Below are 17,617 nucleotides of genomic sequence, written 5' to 3' on the forward strand. Positions count from 1 at the left end.
CAAATTTGACCATGAAATGCAGGTGGTGTCATGAGTCTTGCTTTAGCTGATTTGTTGAAATTAACCTGCCGTTCTTTAGCTGGAAATCCACTACGCTCTGCTCTGACCCTGCTCGGAGTATTTATGGGTGTTGGCGCGGTTTATGCCACATTGCAAGTCGGCAGCATTAGCCGAGCGATCATTGCAGCAGAGTTGGCAAAGCGAGATGCCCCTCAAATCACGCTATATCCTAGCTGGAACAGTAGAGGTGATGCACCTGCCCAGTTAAAAGCTGAAGACATGGAGTTTTTGCGATCGCGCTTGACCCACTTACAGGCAATTAGCGCAGCGGATTGGTCAGGCCCAGCTCAAGTGCTGTTTCAAGACCGAGAAGCAAATCCTTTTATGACTGCGGTATCTCAAGAATTTCTGCTGACCTCCGGACGCAATTTGGTGGCAGGTCGCTTTTTTACGGCAGCAGATTTTGCCAATTATCGTCCAGTTGTGGTGATCGATCAGTTTCTGTCCGAAAAGCTATTTGCAGCCCAAGACGCGATCGGTCAACGGATTTATGTGGATAGTCGTCCTTACATTGTGGTAGGAGTAGTGCCAACTCGAACAGAGAGCGAGGAACCACCAGAAGGCGAAATTTGGATTTCGATCGCGCTGCACAGTGCGCTGACAGGCAGCCAGGACGTTGGTGGTTTGCGGCTTCGCCCTGACGAAATTCAAAACTTAGAGAATCTAGGTAAGCAAGCCGAGCAACTACTGATGCAGAAATTCCCCGGTAAGAAGTTCTGGGCTTGGAACAATGTCGAGGATATTGTGGAGCAGCAGCAAACCCTGGAACTCGCTTCGCAGGCACTCGCTGTGGTAGGACTGATCTCGTTACTGGTTGGTGGTGTAGGCATCGCCAACATTATGATCGCCTCGGTGACAGAGCGAACGGCTGAGATTGGCTTACGTCGGGCGATTGGAGCGACTCAGCAGGACATCCTGCTGCAATTTGTCTTGGAAGCGGCAGTGCTCAGCGTGGTAGGTGGTGTTGTGGCTTTAGGGATGGTGCATGGCCTGACGGCAACGGTGGCAAAAACTTTTAAGCTGCCCTACCAGTTTGAATCTGGCACCGCAGCTTTGGCGCTAGGCTCAGCGGTTTTAGTGGGAATTGGGGCTGGTTTGCCTCCTGCTTTACGTGCCAGTCAACTCGATCCAGTAAAAGCTCTACGCTCAGAGTAATTCAGCAAATTCCATAAACGAGTTAGATGTCACGATCGCAACTTACTGTAAATGTAATGAGATCTGACAGATAAGTGGCTATGGCTGAAGCAACGGTGACTGTAACTGTAAAACTATTCGCGGCTTACCAGGAAGCCTACGGATTACCAGAACTGGCTTTAGAGCTGCCAATCGGGGCAACGGTGGCTGAGGTGCGCGATCGCCTGATCCAAGAGCATCCAGAACTAGAGCGCTGGCGTGACTTAACTCGCTTCGGTGTGAATTTGCAATTTGTGGAACCCAATACCTTGTTACAAGCGGGCGATGAAGTGGTGCTAATTCCGCCTGTTAGTGGTGGGTAACGAGCTGTGTTGCGGTTTTTAACAGCAATATGAGCGATCGCTCACAAAAATTTCTCTGCATTACTCAGTTAATTGTGAGTAAAGTATAGGCCAAATCCTGATGGAATTGGCTAAAAGCTTTAATCTATAGGAACTTAGCTCAATCCCGACAAAATAAGTCGGGTATATTTGACGCTGTTTTGGAAGGCGTGTTACTATCTGAACCACTGCCGACGCGACAGAACTTCAAAGACCGTAATTCTTGATTACAAGAGAGCTGTGACCATGACCCAGGCAACTCACACACCCACCCTATCCACTGCTGCCACCTTCAGGGCATTGAAGTGTAAAGAATGTGGCGAAGAGTACGAACTTAAAGCCACCCACGTTTGTGAGTTTTGTTTTGGGCCGTTGGAAGTTGCCTACGACTACAGCGCTATCCAACGGCAAGTCTCTCGCGCCAGTATTCAAGCTGGCCCCAACTCCATTTGGCGCTATCGGCCCTTCCTACCCGTAGCCACCGACAACCCCATTGATGTCGGTACTGGCATGACTCCTCTTGTCCAAGCCAATCGCTTGGCGCGTCGCCTCGGTCTGAAAAAGCTCTATATCAAGAATGATGCCGTCAACATGCCCACCTTGAGTTTCAAGGATCGGGTCGTTTCTGTCGCTCTGACTCGTGCTCGTGAGCTGGGTTTCACCACTGTCTCTTGTGCTAGCACAGGCAACTTGGCAAACTCCACGGCTGCGATCGCGGCTCATGCAGGTCTGGATTGCTGCGTCTTCATCCCCTCTGACCTAGAAGCAGGAAAAGTCCTGGGTACCTTAATTTACGGCCCGACGGTAATGGCAGTGCAAGGTAACTACGACCAAGTGAACCGCCTCTGCTCAGAAGTTGCTAACACCCACGGTTGGGGCTTCGTCAACATCAACCTGCGCCCTTACTACTCCGAAGGTTCCAAAACCCTTGGTTACGAAGTTGCTGAGCAACTCGGTTGGGAACTGCCTGATCACGTAGTCGCTCCTTTGGCTTCTGGTTCTCTCTTTACCAAGATCTACAAAGGCTTCCAAGAATTTGTCAAAGTTGGTTTAGTAGATGAGAAGCCAGTGCGCTTTAGTGGCGCTCAGGCTGAAGGCTGCTCTCCTATTGCTCAGGCTTTCCGCGAAGGTCGTGACTTTATCTCTCCTGTCAAGCCCAACACGATCGCTAAGTCGATCGCGATCGGTAACCCTGCTGATGGTGTCTATGCGGTAGACGTGGCGAAGAAAACTAACGGCAATATCGAGTCGGTCAACGACACAGAGATTATTGAAGGCATCAAACTGCTGGCTGAAACTGAAGGCATCTTCACCGAAACCGCAGGTGGCACCACGATCGCAGTGCTGAAGAAGCTAGTAGAAGCAGGTAAGATCAACCCTGATGAAACCACCGTTGTTTACATTACGGGTAATGGCCTCAAGACTCAAGAAGCGTTACAAGGCTGCATTAACGAACCCCTGACTATCGAACCCAAACTCGACAGCTTCGAGCGAGCTTTAGAGCGCTCCCGCACCCTCGATCGCCTAGAGTGGCAACAAGTATTAGTCTAGAAAGAATAGAAAGACGCTAGCGTCTTTCTATCTTTACCTATCTCATCCTTTTTCATCCTTTCAATTTGTCCTATGTCCGTTAAAGTTCTGATTCCGACTCCTCTGCAAAAGCTGACCAATAACCAAGCCACGGTTGAGTGTGCGGGTACTAACATTAGTGAACTCTTGGAGTCTTTAGAGCAAAGCTGCCCTGGCATCAAAGCTCGTCTTTGTGATGACCAAGGTGAGTTGCGCCGCTTTGTCAACTTCTACGTCAATAACGAAGACATCCGGTTCTTGGATGGGCAAAAGACTCCACTGAGCGATGGTGACGAAGTGAGCATCATTCCAGCGATCGCAGGTGGTTGAGTTTGAGCGATCGCAGCTTGCCGTTAGATTGAAATTAGCGGTACTCCCAGCAGAAATATAGAATAACTTAACCCTTGCAGCTTTACGCTCAGGGGTTTTTTTGTGAAATCTGGTTTTATCACGCTGCCTCGTACTATTTCGTTACATTTTAAGTCAGCGTGAGAATCCCCCTGGGACAATGAAGATCAATGCAGATCCGTTGGGTGCCGTCTGAGTATGATTTGTTGCCTGAATCCGAACTGTAAGCAACCCCAAAATTCTGATAGCGCCGCTGTCTGCCAGAGCTGTGAGACAAAGTTGATTCCCTTACTCAGAGATCGCTACCGGATTTTGCAGCCGATTGGGCAAGGTGGTTTTGGGCGTACTTATTTAGCGATCGATGAAGACCGTCTCAAGACTCGTTGCGTGGTGAAGCAGTTTTCACCTCAGGTGCAGAGTGCCCGCTCGTTAGATAAAGCAATTCGTTTATTTGATCAAGAAGCAGTACGGCTGCATGAATTGGGTGAGCATCCTCAAATTCCAGCTTTGCTGGCTTACTTTGAGCAAGAGCAGCGCTTGTACTTGGTGCAGCAATTTATTGAGGGGCTGAATTTAAGCCAGGAACTTCAGCAACAAGGCAGGTTTAGCGAACAAAAAATTCGGGATGTTTTGGCTGATCTCCTGCCCGTTTTGCGGTTTGTGCATGAGTGTCAGGTCGTTCACCGAGACATCACACCTTCCAATATCGTGCGGCGCAAGTTAGACCATAAATTGGTGCTGATTGACTTTGGCGTAGCCAAGCTGCTGAGAGATGTCACCTTGGCACAACCAGGCACTAAAATTGGCACCGAGGGCTATTCACCGATTGAGCAACTGCGGAGCGGCAAAGCCTACCCAGCCAGTGATTTGTACAGCTTGGGTGCGACCTGTCTTTACTTAATGACCCGCGTGAAGCCAGAGGATCTCTACGATCCTTTGCAAGGACGATGGCTGTGGCGGGATTACCTGGCTAAGAAAGGGACCAATATCAGCCAACAATTAGGACAAATTCTGGACAAGCTGCTCAAGGATTTAGTTAGCGATCGCTATCAATCGGTAGACGAAGTGCTGCAAGATTTACAAGCTGTGGCTGCTCCCCTACCGGACTCGGCACCGAAACCATCTAACCCACCGCTATCCAGTATTCCTCCCACTTCGCAACCGCCGCGATCGCGACCTCTAACTTCCCAGCCACCTACATCACGGCCTTCTGGCTACTCTATTTCTAGTTTCACTTCTGGACCAAGCTCGTCCACGCCAGTTTCCCAGCCAGTTTCTCAACCTATAACTGCAAACCCCTCTGCGGGGCGCACTTTTTCGGGGCCACGGCAGTCCCAAGCAGCTCTGTGGCGGTGTGTCGGCACGTTGACAGGGCACTCTTCTTGGGTGATGTCACTCGCTATGAGTTCTCGCAAACAAATCCTTGCGAGTGGCAGCTTGGATGACACAATCAAGGTCTGGAATCTGCAAACGGGCAGCTTGATCCGCACCTTGCCAGGTCACCTCAAGGCGGTCAATTCTGTGGCGATTAGCCCGGACGGGCAACTGCTAGTTAGTGGTAGTGATGATACAACGGTCAAGATTTGGAACCTTCAGACTGGTGATCTGCTCAACAATCTGGTCGGACATTCTAGAGATGTCAACTCTGTCATGATCACCCCCAATGGTCTGCTTTTAGCAAGTGGCAGTGAAGACAGAACAGTGCGGTTGTGGAAGGTGCGAACGGGAGAGTTGCTCCGCACCTTATCTGGAACTGCGGGCATGGTGAAGTCGGTTGCGATCAGTCCCAATAGCTTGTTGTTGGCTAGTGGCGGGCTGGATAACCAAATTAAGCTGTGGCATTTAGGCAGCGGGGAGTTGACTCGTACGCTCTATGGACACTTCAACTCGGTCAATGCGGTGGCCATTACCCCGGATGGACAAATCTTGGCGAGTGGCAGTAAAGATAAAAGCATTCGCTTGTGGAATCTGAGTACAGGGGAGTTGGTCCGCACGCTCACAGGCCATTCCGATATGGTGAACGCGATCGCCATTACCCCGGATGGTCGCATGCTGATTAGTGGCAGTAGCGACAAGACCATCAAAATCTGGAGTATTGGCACCGGAGACTTAATTTGTAACTTAACAGACCACTCTAATCCGGTTAGTGCGATCGCGGTGAGTGCGGGCGGGCAGTTGTTTGCCAGTGGCAGTTGGGACAACACGATTAAAATCTGGCAACTGACTTCTTAAGGAGTTGGAGCAGTGGAAGGCGCAACTAAGGCAAACCCCTCAGCATTGCCTAAAACTCGTTGGCTAGAAATCTGCAAGCTATTGAGCACCGCGGTATCTAGCAACAGATAATGCTGGGTGGCTTGGAGCCGCTGCAAATCTGGTAGCCCCGCAGGCAACACTAGGCGATCGCTGTAGAAATTCAGGCTGGGACGGTGATTGGGAAATGAGGTGTAAATGGTAGTTCCCGGTGGGGTGTGAGTGGCAATCAGGGTAGCCACGGGTTTAACAGGGTAGGCTTCGTTCAGCTCCCACAGCCAAAGCGGTGAACTCATCAGTAATCCTAGGCTGAGGTAGCAGCCTACCAGCAACACCGTAATGAACTGCTGTTGCTGCCGTAGCATCCACCAAGCAGCCCAACTAAAGCTCACACCGACCGTTACAGCGATCGCCAACAAAACAGGTTGAGAATCAGCCCAACTGCCATAAGCTCCCCCCGCGAAACCAGCGATCGCTAAGAATCCTAAGAAGCCTACTGCTACCTTGGAGTATGGGCGATCGCGGTGCCAAAGCTGATCGAGCTGGGCTCCCAAGGCTAAAGACACGAAGGGATAGAGTGGGAGCACATACCAAGGCAATTTGGTCGTCATGACTGAAACAGCGCTCAGATAGATCCCGATTCCTACTAAAACCAAATGGCTCCAAGTCAGTTGCCGCTTCTGCCATGCCAAAATCAATCCACTCGGTAAGAAGATCAGCCAAGGCCAAGTGTATTTCAGCAACTCTAAAAGGTAATACCAAACAGGGCCAGTGTTGCTGTTGACCGATTCCCAAACCCGATTTACTGATTGCAGCAGGAAATGCACTTGTAGAAAAACAGGGCCGTAGTGCTGCACTTGCGCCGCATACCAAGCGAAGACTGGCACTGATCCCAAAGCAATTCCAGACCACAAATAGGGACTCCGAAGCAAAGCATACTGCCGATCTACGACTAGAAAAATGAACGCGATCGCTCCTAGAAGCAGCGCCAAAATTCCTTTGGTCAGAGCCAACAAGCCTAGTGCGATGCCCACTCCTAAAGCCCAACGGCGATCCTGTCGCGCTTTCAGCAGACATCCCAATAACAGCAGCAAGAAGGTGACAGTGATGCCATCGCGCATCGCCAGTCGTCCATGCCGCACCACAGGCAACAGAGTGAGATATACGGCAGCCGAGAACAGAGCTGGTAGGCGCTGGCTAAACACTTGTCGCCCAACCCAATACAACAGCGGTACGGCGCATGCACCCAGAAGCGCAGCGGGTAAGCGAGTCGTAAAGTCACTCACCCCAAATAGCTGGTAACTACTAGCAATCAACCATTCCAGCAGCGGTGGCTTGTTGAGATAAGGACTGCCGTTGATCATGGGGTAGAGCCAATTGCCAGTGCGGTACATAGCTTTGGCGATCGCTGCATAAGTACCTTCGTCCCAGTCTCGCAGCGGCACCCCACCCAAGTTGATCCCCCATAGACCACAAGCCGCAACTAGTAGCCCCAAGCTCCAACCTAAATCTGAATTGAGCCACTTAGAATCCTGACCCGCTGGGTTACTCAACGCTCCTACTCCCGATTTCCACGTAACTCCCGATTTCCACGTAACAGTTAGCCTCTAGCAAAAAGGGACGAGCGATCGCTCATCCCTGATTCCTCAAACTGATCTCGAATTTATGGAGATGCCCTGGCATCAGAATAAAAGAAAATGGTTTCTACCGACGCTTTTGGGCTTTCCAAGTGCCGCCATAGACATAAAATGGATTGCCTTGGCTCACTTCAGGCCAGCAGCGATCGCAGACAAACCGCCATTGTTCGGACTCATCTAGCTTGACGCGGTAGAGCACAGCCGCAGAATTAGCACAGCGATCGCACAGCTTGACTCTGGTGGCTCGTACCATCAGTTAAGCCACAATTGAAGACTTGGGTCGAGCAAAGATCATCCGACCCGCTGAGGTTTGTAAGGCTCCCGTGACCACCACTTGCAGTTCATCCCCGATGCGGTTGCCCCCTTCTTCTACCACCACCATTGTGCCGTCGTTCAGATAACCAACCCCCTGAGCAGGTTCTTTGCCTTCTTTGAGGATCTTCAAATCTAGGTAATCCCCTGGCAAATAAGCAGGTCGTAGCGATTGAGCCAATTCGTTGATGTTTAAGACTGGCACACGCTGGAGGCTAGCGACTTTATTTAAGTTGTAGTCATTGGTGAGCAGAGTCGCATTGATTTCCTGGGCCAACCGTACTAGCTTCGCATCAACAGTCGAGACATCATCGTAGTCTGCCGAATGAATCACCAGTCGTTCAGGATAAGCTTCCTTCATGCGATTGAGGATGTCTAAACCTCGTCGTCCGCGCACCCGTTTCTGATCACTAGAGGCATCAGCCACTTGTTGCAGTTCCAGCAAAATAAACTGGGGGATCAAAATCTGGCCTTCTAGAAACCCGGTACCAAGAAGTTCTTCAATACGTCCGTCAATGATGCAGCTAGTATCCAAAACTTTAGTTGCGGCGGGTTTCAAGGTACCTTCTGCCAGCAACATGGTTTCTACAGAGTGGGGATTGATCAGCCGTAGCAAGGCTCGACCGTGAGTATCGGCCAAGGACATCCCAGAGAACGCAAACAAAATGCTGCCAAGTACGGCTGCTAATGGCTTAATAAAGGCGAATTCCCAGGGGATCGGTAGCAAGAAAATGGGCGCTAGCATCAGGTTGGCGACCAAAAGCCCCAAGACTAGCCCGACAGAACGGCTGAGCAAAATATCAACGGGCATTTGCCGAACTTGTTTTTCTAGCCGCCGATAGGCAGTCTGAGCCACAAGGCCAAAAGCCATGCCAATCAAGGCTCCGAAGCCAGCGGTGACCAAGCTCAAACCTTCACGATTACTGACTTGTGCTAAGGCTGTGTTGGGTAGGAGATCAACGCTGAAGAAGCCTATCCCCCCCCCTGCTAGTATGAATGAGAAGATGATCAGTGCATCGAGCATATGTATAGCCCATTGGGATGGATGGGATGAATGTCTAGTCCCAATAGACAAGCTCTGGGAGGGACTAGAAGAGAGTTAAGCGATCGCTGAGCGTCGTGTTAAGCCGATTGAATTCACTTTCAATATTTGGAAGGGCTTCAGCAGCGACTTGAACTCACTCAGCTACTAAAAATTTACATGGCTCTATTTTATATCTTCGACTTCCTTAACTTTGTAATAGCTGTTGTTCTAGCTTTTGATGAAATTGCACTTCATGAAATAACTTTTCTGCTTGCTTTATCTCAGCAGTTTTAGTTTGGCAGGATAACGCTTAATCGTGAATGTATTGATTTCATTAGATTTTTGGTTAAAACAACAGTCCTAAATCATTCATTAAATTGCTGTTAGACAACACAAATTCTTTGGCTCCAACCTTCGATCGCGATCGCCCGAAAGCGGCTTATCTGCATATCCCTTTTTGTCGGCGGCGGTGTTATTACTGTGATTTTCCAGTATCTGTGGTGGGGGATCAGGCTCGGGGCGAGAATTCTGGGGCGATCGCCCAGTATGTGGAAGTGCTCTGCCAAGAAATTGAGCTGCCTGTAGAGCTACCTGTATTAGATAAAGCCGTTCCTATTCAGCCTTTAGAAACCATTTTTTTTGGGGGTGGGACTCCGTCTCTACTCTCTGTAGCGCAGCTCGACCGCATTCTGCAAACGTTAGAGCATAAGTTTGGTATCGCTGCGAATGCCGAAATCTCGATTGAGATCGACCCAGGCACCTTTGATCTGGCTCAAATTCAAGGTTATCGAGATGCTGGAATCAATCGAGTTAGCTTAGGTGTGCAGGCATTTCAACCGGAATTGTTAGCGCTCTGTGGTCGCACCCATTCGGTAGTAGATATTTATGCGGCTGTGGAATTAATCCACCAAGCGCCGATGGTTAACTTTAGTTTAGATTTAATTTCGGGGTTGCCGCATCAGACCCTAGATCAGTGGCAAGCCTCCATCGAAGCAGCGATCGCTTTGGCTCCGAAGCATCTTTCCTGCTACGACCTGATTGTGGAGCCTGTCACAGCCTTTGGTCGGCAATATCAACCTGGAGACCAGCCACTACCCTCCGATACATCTACGGCTGAAATGTATCGCTTAGCCCAACAACTGCTCAGCACTGCGGGATACGAACACTACGAAGTTTCCAACTACGCGCAACCGGGGTTCCAGTGTCGTCACAATCGCGTTTACTGGAAAAACCAGCCTTTTTATGGTTTTGGCATGGGAGCCGCTAGTTACCTGCAAGGCCAACGCTTCACCCGCCCCCGCAAAACCCGTGAATACTACGAATGGGTCAAAGCCCAAAAATCCAACCTCTTTAGCTCTCCTTCTACCTCATCCCTCCAAGACCTTCTCCTGGACACATTGATGCTGGGTTTCCGTCTTGCCGAAGGTCTCAGTCTAGTAGAGTTAGCGCAACAGTTTGGCAAACCTAGCTTAGATAAAATCTGCCATTCTTTGCAGTCGCATTATGTACAAGGCTGGGTAAAAGTCGTCGGAGTCGAGTGGAAAGCGATCGCCCAGCTACCTTTAGAAGCGCTACCGCCAGAAGCTCGGATCAAGCTCAGCGATCCAGAAGGCTTTCTGTTTTCCAACCAAGTTTTAGCTGACCTATTTGCAGACCTAGAGTAGGCTAGTTGAAACCTTGAGTCTGCTCTCGCCATGATTCCCATCGGTGATAACTTACCCCGGCGCTCTCACCCGATTGTGACCTATGGCTTGATTGGACTTAGTGTTGGTTTATTTTTGTGGGAGTTGCAGTTAGGTTCGCCCGCCTTAAATGATTTTTTACAGACTTGGGGCGTGGTGCCAGCGCGGATAGCTGCTCTGAGTCAAGACGCGATCGCGGGTCAATGGTTGGCGCTACCCTTGCTTGTTGCTTCCCTCGTAGCGAGTTTATTTTTGCATCAAGGCTTTGCCCAACTGCTGGGAAATTTACTTTTTTTTAGAGTTTTTGGAGCCCAAGTTGAAGCCACGCTGGGACATGGAGCATTTCTAGCTTTTTTTGTTCTAGCCGGGATCATGACTAGTAGCTTACAAGTCTTGATTAACCCAACCCTACAGGCTCCATTTATTGGTGCCAATGGTGCGATCGCCGCAGTTTTGGGAGCTTACTTAGTTGGTTTTCCCAAAGCCAAAATTGACTCCATTCTGCCCTTGGTAGTCGTTTTTGTGCCGCTTGAGTTACCTGTATGGTTTTACTTGTTTTGGTGGTTTATTCAGCAGGCAACTTATGGGTTAGATAGCTTCACTATACCCAGTGGCATTAATCCGTCTGGCTGGAGTTACTGGACGCAAGCCATCGGGCTACTTTTAGGAGCGGCTGGAATGAAATTTAGGTTAATGAATATCAGGACATCGGGTTAGCGTAGACACAATCTATTAACGGCAAGCTCCGAGTATGAGCAATTGACTGAGCCGTTTCGTAGGCAGCTTCGTAGTTTTTACAGGTACAAATCAAACGAGCTTCGGCTGTTGAATCATCACAGCCTGGTCGAAGTTCAATCCCTGACTGGGTTTGGTAAACCGTAAAAAAAGATGATTCCACTTGTAATAAACCCAATTTCAAACAATAATTTTATACTTTTTAAAGGTTCCTCTCAGTGTTTTTGAGGAACTTAACTCCTAATTCTACTGGCAAAGCTTCATCGTTGTGCGGATAGAAACATTAGAAAATTTGTACGCGAAGAAGAACCTATCTAACGCAAGCTGAGTCTGCAATTCAGCGATCGCCTAGTTTCTATTTCACGGACTATTCCACTGGCGCTCAAGCCTACCTAAGTAACATCTACTCAAACTTAAAGTCGAATCATCTCATTAAGTTAACAATATTTATTAATGAAAGGATTACTAAAGCCAACCTCTAAAAGTAACAGTTAAAACTGATAAATTTTAGCTCAAGTAAGTCAGCTTGATTGCCTTGAAGTTTTTGGTAGCGAATCGCTCAACCGTGAATCCACAAACTTCTAGAATATCTATCACTTGAATGGCTTATCTGTTGTCTCATCCAGGGCCAGACCAACTAGTACAACACCAGCAGTAATTGTTTACGATACTCCTTTGTCAAAGGATGATCATCCCCCAATAGGTCAAAGATCATGATCATGGCTTTTCGGGCCCCATCCCCCCGATAATTCCGGTTTCGACTGACTAACTCTAAAAATAGATTTAGGGCTGCGGCATAATCTTCAGTTAAAGTCAGGCGAATCGCCTTAAAAAACAGTTCATCTAGTTCATTTTCAGCGGCGGATTCTGTCACTATTTGCTGAAACTGAATCAAAGCCTTTATGGCCTGCGCTTGAGCGAAATACTCTTTGTCATCGGCTTGAATTGCCGTCAATAACTTGGTCGCTGACTCGAACTTATTTTGGCTAACTAGAAACTTGGCCCCCGCCAAAATTAAGCGGCGATCTTCAGGATATTCCTCGCTCAATGCTTGCAGCAGTTGCTTAGCGGTGGCTACGTCGCCCGTTTGAATTGCAGTTTGTAGCGTTTCTAACCCTTGCTCTAGCTCAGACTTTAGGCTTAACTCTGAAAGCAGCGATCGCAGCTTGGGTTCCGGTAGAACACCAACAAAGCCATCTCGCATTTCACCTTGCATCCAGATTTTGACATCTGGCACCCCTTCCACGCCGTAAGTATTGGCTAAATCTGGGCTTTGGTCAATGTCAACCTTGGCTAAGACGAAATCGTACTCCTGCACCAACTTCTCTAAGATTGGCTTCAGCATCTGGCAGGGGCCGCACCACTGGGCAAAAAAATCGACTACGACTGGCTTTTCGTAGGACTTTTGCACGACCTCAGCGGCAAAGTTGTCGCTATTAACCTCAATAGACACACCCATGACCACTACTTCCCTAACTGACCTGCTCGTTGTCCAATTTTAGGACAAATCCTCCACCAGGCTCAGCACTACACATATTGCTTAGAAGGCAGGGGGTTTAGGGCGGGTTGTTTATCTCGCGATCGCGGCTGGAGTTGCACTGGTTCAGCCAGAGGTGGGATGGACCTGAGAGCTGCCGAGCTAGGAATTTCGATCACAAATTCTGTACCTTGACCTGGGATGGAGTGGCACTTTAAGCGACCTCCATGCTTCTCCACCACAATTTGGTAGCTGATGGACAAGCCTAATCCCACCCCACGCCCGACTGGTTTGGTGGTAAAAAAAGGGTCGAAGAGTCGCCGTTGCACCGTTTCACTGATGCCAGGCCCGTTGTCAGCAATACGAATGACTACCCACTGATCGGCCTGCACAGTCGTGCAAACATGAATCACCCCTGGCTGCTCAGCAGACTGGTCTTGGGAGTCCTCCAAAACATCGATCGCGTTACTCAGAATATTCATGAAGACTTGGTTGAGCTGTCCAGCGTAACACTCCACGAGGGGGAGGTCGCCATATTCTGGCAGCACCGTAATTCCAGGATGACCCGCATGGGCTTTGAGCCGATTTTTCAGAATCAAAAGCGTGTTATCGAGACCTTCATGAATGTCTACTGCTTTCATTTCCGCTTCATCCAAGCGCGAGAAGTTCCGCAGAGACAAGACAATTTCGCGAATCCGTTCCGCCCCAACCTTCATCGATTGCAGCAGTTTTTGCAAGTCTGTAGCTAGGAACTCTAAGTCAATCCCTTCCAAAGCCGCTTGCAACTCACCCACCGGATCGGGACATTGTTGTTGGTAAAGCGTCAGTAAATCTAGCACTGTCTGGACATACTCGTCGGCATACCTGACGTTGCCGTAAATAAAGCTAACCGGATTATTGATCTCGTGCGCGACTCCTGCGACCAACTGGCCCAAACTGGACATCTTTTCCGACTGAACCAGTTGAGATTGAGTTCGTTGTAGCTCATGTAAGGTGGACTCTAGCTGTTGAGCTTGCTGCTTCAGTTGCGCCTCTGACTGTCTGAGCGCTGCTTCCATCTGCTCCCGCTCGGCAATTTCTTGCTTGAGCATGAAGTTTGCTTGGGATAGCTCGCTAGTCCGCTCGTGGACCCGCTTTTCTAGTTGATCAAAGGCTCGTTGCAAAATCGATTCCGTTTGCTTGCGCTCCGTAATGTCTCGCGTCACTTTCGCAAAGCCTTGGAGTTGGCCGTGGTTATCTCGCAGCGCGATCATGAGCGCATTCACCCAAAATCTGGAGCCATCTCGGCGGACCCGCTCACCTTCTACTTCACACTGACCCAAGGTAGCAGCTTGCTGTAGTTCCCACGCAGGTTTGCCTTCTTGGACTTGTTCGGGTGGATAAAAACAAGAGAAATGCCGACCAATTACTTCTTCAGCACTGTAGCCTTTGATCCGCTCTGCACCTGTGTTCCAACTAATGACCACGCCATCTGAGTCGAGCATATAAATGGCATAGTCTTTAACGCTTTCTACCAGGAGTTGAAATCTTTCCTCACTGGAGCGCAGTTGTTTCGCCGATCGCCTGCGTTCCGTAATGTCGTGGGCGGTGGCATAAATCAATTTTTGGCCTGGCAGCGCTTGAGCTTTCCAAGATAACCAACGATAGGAACCGTCTTGGCACAAGCACCGATTCTCAAAACAAATGGGTTCTGCACTCAGGAGGAGTTGTTGAATATAAGCTTTGGTCAGAGCGCGATCGCTAGGGTGCACAAATTGCATTGCAGGAGTGGCGAGTAGCTCAGCAGCAGTAAAACCCAAGGTTTTTTCGCAAACTGGATTCCAGCGCTTGAAATAGCCGTCGAAACCCACCACACAAAGCAAATCCAGAGATAGTGTAAAAAAAGGGTCTAATAACGGTTGATCAAAACTTGCTGTTGCTTTTACTGCTGCCGTTTGGGTTTCTATGTGCACTATTTCACTCCTGCCGACTAATAAGTTGTTCTATGACACTGAGCCTCCCGGAAACTTCGCAGTTATTTAGAGGACGGTGGCAGAAAAACAACTGGACACGGAGATGCACCCAACTCATTAGCGTTTATGCTCTTCCACTGCTTCTATCTCTGGGGGGAAGTGGAGACTCCTCCAGAGTGAAAAGCTTTAACGTTAGCCCTATCTTAAAATGAACTTTCTTTAATTTATTCAAATGTTTCAGAAAGTAACTATTAATAAAGTTGATTGTATAAATTGCGTCACCCGCACCTTCCTGTGCTCTTCCAGGTTGGCAAGAGATTAATTCAGGCTTCTTTGGGTTGATAGGCAAGGGAACTGATGTTAACTACTACAGAAGTGCGTTGGTTTCAGCTATGTACGATTCTAGAGGCGATCGCTAGCTCACCTGAGGGCTCGAAAGAATAGTACAGTGGAGAGCTACAATCCTGATTGCTTGTTGGTAAACCTTGACTGTTATTCATCCAATTACTTGGGACGCCTTAGTCAACATCGTTGCCAGACTGAGTTTGGCTTTGCTCGTTGGCGGCGTCATTGGCTTTGAGCGGGAAATCCACCATAAACCCGCTGGCCTGAGAACCCACATGCTCGTTAGTTTTGGCTCGGCGCTTTTAGTGCTCATTCCTATCCAATTAGGGCAAACCGAAGCCAGTGCCGATGCCCTCAGCCGGGTCATCCAAGGCATAGCCGCCGGAATCGGCTTCTTAGGGGCAGGGGAAATCCTCCAGCAGGCGAAGCACAAATCTGAGCAAGTGCGTATCCGAGGGCTGACCTCGGCTGCGGCAATTTGGGTTTCAGCAGGGTTAGGGATTGCCGCAGGTTGTGGTTTGCTAGCCCTCAGCTTAATCGCTGCCCTCATGGTGCTTTTTGTGCTGACTGTGTTGAAGCGGTTTGAGCCGCGTGGTTAGCCTCGGAAAAACAATTCATACAGGGTCAGCAGAATTTCGACCACGATCAAAATAACGATGTACCACTCTACCCGCTGGCTACTATTGCGTTGCAGCAAATCCAGCACAGTTTCAGCGGTGCGCGAAATCAACTCTAATTTGCGTTGTAAGGCTAAGTTGCGTTCGCTAATTTCATATTCATCTTCCATGCGGAGGTAGAGGCGCTCTAATTCTGGGCGCTCCCAAAGGGTTTCTGGCTTTTCGCCAAAGGCTACCAGTCCCACCATTTTGTGCTGAATCAACAATGTGCCCCCGATATGGCGCAGCAGTTCTCGGTCTTGGCGTTTGCCTCGGCCTTGGTATTGCAGGTCAGCCGCCAGGGGTTCAATGCGATCGAAGAAATCAGAAATGCTGGCTTCGTAGTGGGACAGAACCACGCTTTTAGCCAAAACATCAGCTACAATCTGCAGTCGCTCTACTGTAAACTCGCTCAGGAGAATAATGCCGTCTTTAACCCGAGAGGCATCAGCGGGGCTGAGCTGAATCTGATCGGCTTCCGTTTCCGGTTTTTCAAACGGCTCAATTACAGAAGGCTTGAGATTGGCTAGAAAAGCGTCAGTTTCTTCTGGAGTTAAGTTAAAGAGCACCACAGCTCCATAACGAAATATCACTGCACAACCTTGCTCTCCTGCGGTCACCACTAAAGGTAAAACGGCTAAGCGATCGCCTTTTTCTAAGACTTTGATGTCAATCCGCTCACCTAAAAATAGCGTCTGCACCCCAATCGTAGTTTTGCCTGCAAAGAGAGTGTCAGATTCGTGAGCTGTGAAAATTTTCTGCATATTAACTGGAAGATGAACTGTCCATTGTATTCAAGAGGGCCTTAAGGCCGCGCAACTGCTCTATCACTAACTGGGTTAACCAAGATAGCGGTGGAGACTCTCTTCTTCTCCAGCCTAAGGTGAGGGCTGGTAGAATGACCACTTTTCTTACTTCGCCTTTACTCACTTAGTACTGGTTGACTTTGGACGTGCTGCCTCTTGAGTTCGTATTGTGCCTCGGTGTCGCCAGATTTCGATACTGAGGATGCAGGTCATCAACCACACCAAACCTGCTGCATAGCCCGCCAAAACATCTGTGGGCCAGTGAACGCCCAAATAGAGCCGACTAAACCCGATCGCGGCAATTAGAACTGCTGTCGAGATCAGAATCCCGACACGCCACCGCTTAAAGTGAGTCGCCAGCAAATAACCCAGCAATCCATAGACCACCACCGATAGCATGGCGTGACCACTAGGGAAGCTGTAATATTTCACATCCACAATCCTGGCCCACAAGGCGGGGCGGGCGCGCGCAAACACATCCTTCAGCAAAACATTGAGTCCCGCTGCCCCTGCTGCCGCGATCGCCAATGTAGTCGCTTCAGAACGTTGCCCTCGCCAGAGCAGCCAAGCCCCTAAGGCCAAACTCATAATAGTTAGTTCTGTTGGCTCTCCCAGAAACGTAATCGCGATCATGAGGCGATCGAGCAGGGGGTTATGTAGCTCCCGCAGACTCAGCAAAATTGTCGTATCGAATGCTTGCGTTTCTTTTTCTAAAACCTCATCGGCTATTTCGGCAAAGCCCCAGAGAGCTAAACCTGCGAGCACCAAACCACCAAGTCGCACTGTAGAGAGCAGCGGCAATAGTTTAGGGCCGACGCGATCGCGCCAAACTCGAATAACTTGGGCACTCAGATCCTGCATTAGCCGCTGGTTCGCTTCAACGCTCTTAATTGCATAAGTCAAGAACTCGTTCCAGAACTATGGTAGGCTTTGCCAGGCTTGAGCCACGATGTCGCTGAGCCAACGGCGCTGAGCCGCATCGAGCAAGCTGTCGTCTGTAAGCACTTCTGTTGTCAAATCTTCTAAAGAACGACCTTCAGAGCGTGTAATCAGGACCACACCCGCGATCGCGGCGGCCACCAACTCTTCGTCAACTGGCTCTTGGCGAAGCGCAACAATTTCTTCAGAATTCACAGGGATGGGATAATTCATGGCTAGTTAATTAAGGCGATCGCCGCCTAGAAGCTATATGAGAATGTTGTAAAGTTTCTTAAGTAATTTAGTATTCGGAAGTTTAACGTAATTTGGGG

The 17,617-nt window shown here is 49.3% G+C and carries 17 protein-coding genes; 8 read left to right on the forward strand and 9 right to left on the reverse strand.

Going from position 1 to position 17,617, the window contains the following annotated elements:
- The first annotated feature begins 30 nt into the window (after positions 1-30).
- The 5 genes from H6F68_RS06790 to H6F68_RS06810 all read left to right on the forward strand — a co-directional run bounded on the left by H6F68_RS06790 (position 31) and on the right by H6F68_RS06810 (position 5,723).
- Positions 31-1,215 carry an ABC transporter permease gene (locus H6F68_RS06790; protein WP_190557572.1) on the forward strand — a complete coding sequence of 395 codons (1,185 nt, stop codon included), beginning with the start codon at positions 31-33 and terminating at the stop codon, positions 1,213-1,215.
- An 80-nt stretch (positions 1,216-1,295) separates the two neighbouring features.
- A complete protein-coding gene (locus tag H6F68_RS06795; protein WP_190557574.1) occupies positions 1,296-1,556 on the forward strand; it encodes a MoaD/ThiS family protein in 261 nt (86 codons plus the stop codon).
- Positions 1,557-1,820: 264 nt separating this feature from the next.
- Positions 1,821-3,125: a threonine synthase gene (gene thrC, locus H6F68_RS06800; protein WP_190441600.1), complete on the forward strand. Its 1,305-nt coding sequence runs from the start codon at positions 1,821-1,823 to the stop codon at positions 3,123-3,125.
- A gap of 72 nt (positions 3,126-3,197) precedes the next feature.
- Complete coding sequence (locus H6F68_RS06805; protein WP_190441598.1) at positions 3,198-3,473, forward strand: MoaD/ThiS family protein; 276 nt, start codon at positions 3,198-3,200, stop codon at positions 3,471-3,473.
- A 216-nt stretch (positions 3,474-3,689) separates the two neighbouring features.
- Positions 3,690-5,723 carry a serine/threonine-protein kinase gene (locus H6F68_RS06810; RefSeq protein ID WP_190557576.1) on the forward strand — a complete coding sequence of 678 codons (2,034 nt, stop codon included), beginning with the start codon at positions 3,690-3,692 and terminating at the stop codon, positions 5,721-5,723.
- On the opposite strand, the gene H6F68_RS06815 is transcribed toward H6F68_RS06810, so the two are convergent.
- From H6F68_RS06815 to H6F68_RS06825, 3 genes are all read right to left on the reverse strand, one after another.
- Positions 5,720-7,294: a glycosyltransferase family 39 protein gene (locus H6F68_RS06815; protein ID WP_190557578.1), complete on the reverse strand. Its 1,575-nt coding sequence runs from the start codon at positions 7,292-7,294 to the stop codon at positions 5,720-5,722. The genes H6F68_RS06810 and H6F68_RS06815 overlap by 4 nt on opposite strands.
- 151 nt (positions 7,295-7,445) lie before the next feature.
- On the reverse strand, positions 7,446-7,631 hold the full coding sequence (locus H6F68_RS06820) for a hypothetical protein (RefSeq protein ID WP_190557580.1): 186 nt from the start codon (positions 7,629-7,631) through the stop codon (positions 7,446-7,448).
- 3 nt (positions 7,632-7,634) lie between these two features.
- Positions 7,635-8,714, reverse strand: coding sequence for a PIN/TRAM domain-containing protein (locus H6F68_RS06825; RefSeq protein WP_190557582.1), 1,080 nt, complete (start codon positions 8,712-8,714; stop codon positions 7,635-7,637).
- A 401-nt stretch (positions 8,715-9,115) separates the two neighbouring features.
- Here H6F68_RS06825 and hemW point away from each other — a divergent pair, with 401 nt between their 5' ends.
- Positions 9,116-10,378: a radical SAM family heme chaperone HemW gene (hemW, locus tag H6F68_RS06830; protein ID WP_190557584.1), complete on the forward strand. Its 1,263-nt coding sequence runs from the start codon at positions 9,116-9,118 to the stop codon at positions 10,376-10,378.
- A gap of 30 nt (positions 10,379-10,408) precedes the next feature.
- Positions 10,409-11,113 (forward strand): rhomboid family intramembrane serine protease, encoded by a 705-nt coding sequence (locus H6F68_RS06835; RefSeq protein WP_190557586.1) that lies wholly within the window; start codon positions 10,409-10,411, stop codon positions 11,111-11,113.
- Here H6F68_RS06835 and H6F68_RS06840 read toward each other — a convergent pair.
- The 3 genes from H6F68_RS06840 to H6F68_RS06850 form a co-directional block, all read right to left on the reverse strand.
- Complete coding sequence (locus tag H6F68_RS06840; RefSeq protein WP_190441585.1) at positions 11,097-11,294, reverse strand: hypothetical protein; 198 nt, start codon at positions 11,292-11,294, stop codon at positions 11,097-11,099. The genes H6F68_RS06835 and H6F68_RS06840 overlap by 17 nt on opposite strands.
- 474 nt (positions 11,295-11,768) lie before the next feature.
- A complete protein-coding gene (locus H6F68_RS06845; RefSeq protein ID WP_190557588.1) occupies positions 11,769-12,590 on the reverse strand; it encodes a tetratricopeptide repeat protein in 822 nt (273 codons plus the stop codon).
- Between the two features lie 68 nt (positions 12,591-12,658).
- Positions 12,659-14,560 carry a PAS domain S-box protein gene (locus H6F68_RS06850; RefSeq protein WP_199299950.1) on the reverse strand — a complete coding sequence of 634 codons (1,902 nt, stop codon included), beginning with the start codon at positions 14,558-14,560 and terminating at the stop codon, positions 12,659-12,661.
- Between the two features lie 485 nt (positions 14,561-15,045).
- On the opposite strand from H6F68_RS06850, the gene H6F68_RS06855 reads away from it, so the two are divergent.
- Positions 15,046-15,504, forward strand: coding sequence for an MgtC/SapB family protein (locus tag H6F68_RS06855; protein ID WP_190441581.1), 459 nt, complete (start codon positions 15,046-15,048; stop codon positions 15,502-15,504).
- Here the strand turns inward: H6F68_RS06855 and H6F68_RS06860 are convergent.
- The 3 genes from H6F68_RS06860 to H6F68_RS06870 form a co-directional block, all read right to left on the reverse strand.
- A complete protein-coding gene (locus tag H6F68_RS06860; RefSeq protein ID WP_190557590.1) occupies positions 15,501-16,325 on the reverse strand; it encodes an RMD1 family protein in 825 nt (274 codons plus the stop codon). The two genes, H6F68_RS06855 and H6F68_RS06860, sit on opposite strands and share 4 nt — an antisense overlap.
- A 162-nt stretch (positions 16,326-16,487) precedes the next feature.
- Entirely contained in the window at positions 16,488-17,270 is a 783-nt protein-coding gene (locus H6F68_RS06865; RefSeq protein ID WP_242065390.1) for a phosphatase PAP2 family protein, read from the reverse strand.
- 15 nt (positions 17,271-17,285) lie between these two features.
- Positions 17,286-17,519: a hypothetical protein gene (locus tag H6F68_RS06870; RefSeq protein WP_190441575.1), complete on the reverse strand. Its 234-nt coding sequence runs from the start codon at positions 17,517-17,519 to the stop codon at positions 17,286-17,288.
- Positions 17,520-17,617 lie beyond the last annotated feature (98 nt).

Origin of the sequence: Trichocoleus sp. FACHB-262 (assembly GCF_014696035.1) — a bacterium.
GTDB lineage: Bacteria > Cyanobacteriota > Cyanobacteriia > FACHB-46 > FACHB-46 > Trichocoleus.

What these genes read in the sequence shown, in the direction of transcription:
- H6F68_RS06795 (WP_190557574.1), top strand. Translation starts at nt 1,296, where the DNA reads ATGGCTGAAGCAACGGTGACTGTAACTGTAAAACTATTCGCGGCTTAC.
- H6F68_RS06810 (WP_190557576.1), top strand. Translation starts at nt 3,690, where the DNA reads ATGATTTGTTGCCTGAATCCGAACTGTAAGCAACCCCAAAATTCTGAT.
- H6F68_RS06835 (WP_190557586.1), top strand. Translation starts at nt 10,409, where the DNA reads ATGATTCCCATCGGTGATAACTTACCCCGGCGCTCTCACCCGATTGTG.
- H6F68_RS06870 (WP_190441575.1), bottom strand. Translation starts at nt 17,519, where the DNA reads ATGAATTATCCCATCCCTGTGAATTCTGAAGAAATTGTTGCGCTTCGC.
- H6F68_RS06825 (WP_190557582.1), bottom strand. Translation starts at nt 8,714, where the DNA reads ATGCTCGATGCACTGATCATCTTCTCATTCATACTAGCAGGGGGGGGG.
- H6F68_RS06820 (WP_190557580.1), bottom strand. Translation starts at nt 7,631, where the DNA reads ATGGTACGAGCCACCAGAGTCAAGCTGTGCGATCGCTGTGCTAATTCT.
- H6F68_RS06845 (WP_190557588.1), bottom strand. Translation starts at nt 12,590, where the DNA reads ATGGGTGTGTCTATTGAGGTTAATAGCGACAACTTTGCCGCTGAGGTC.
- H6F68_RS06805 (WP_190441598.1), top strand. Translation starts at nt 3,198, where the DNA reads ATGTCCGTTAAAGTTCTGATTCCGACTCCTCTGCAAAAGCTGACCAAT.
- thrC (WP_190441600.1), top strand. Translation starts at nt 1,821, where the DNA reads ATGACCCAGGCAACTCACACACCCACCCTATCCACTGCTGCCACCTTC.
- H6F68_RS06790 (WP_190557572.1), top strand. Translation starts at nt 31, where the DNA reads ATGAGTCTTGCTTTAGCTGATTTGTTGAAATTAACCTGCCGTTCTTTA.
- H6F68_RS06860 (WP_190557590.1), bottom strand. Translation starts at nt 16,325, where the DNA reads ATGCAGAAAATTTTCACAGCTCACGAATCTGACACTCTCTTTGCAGGC.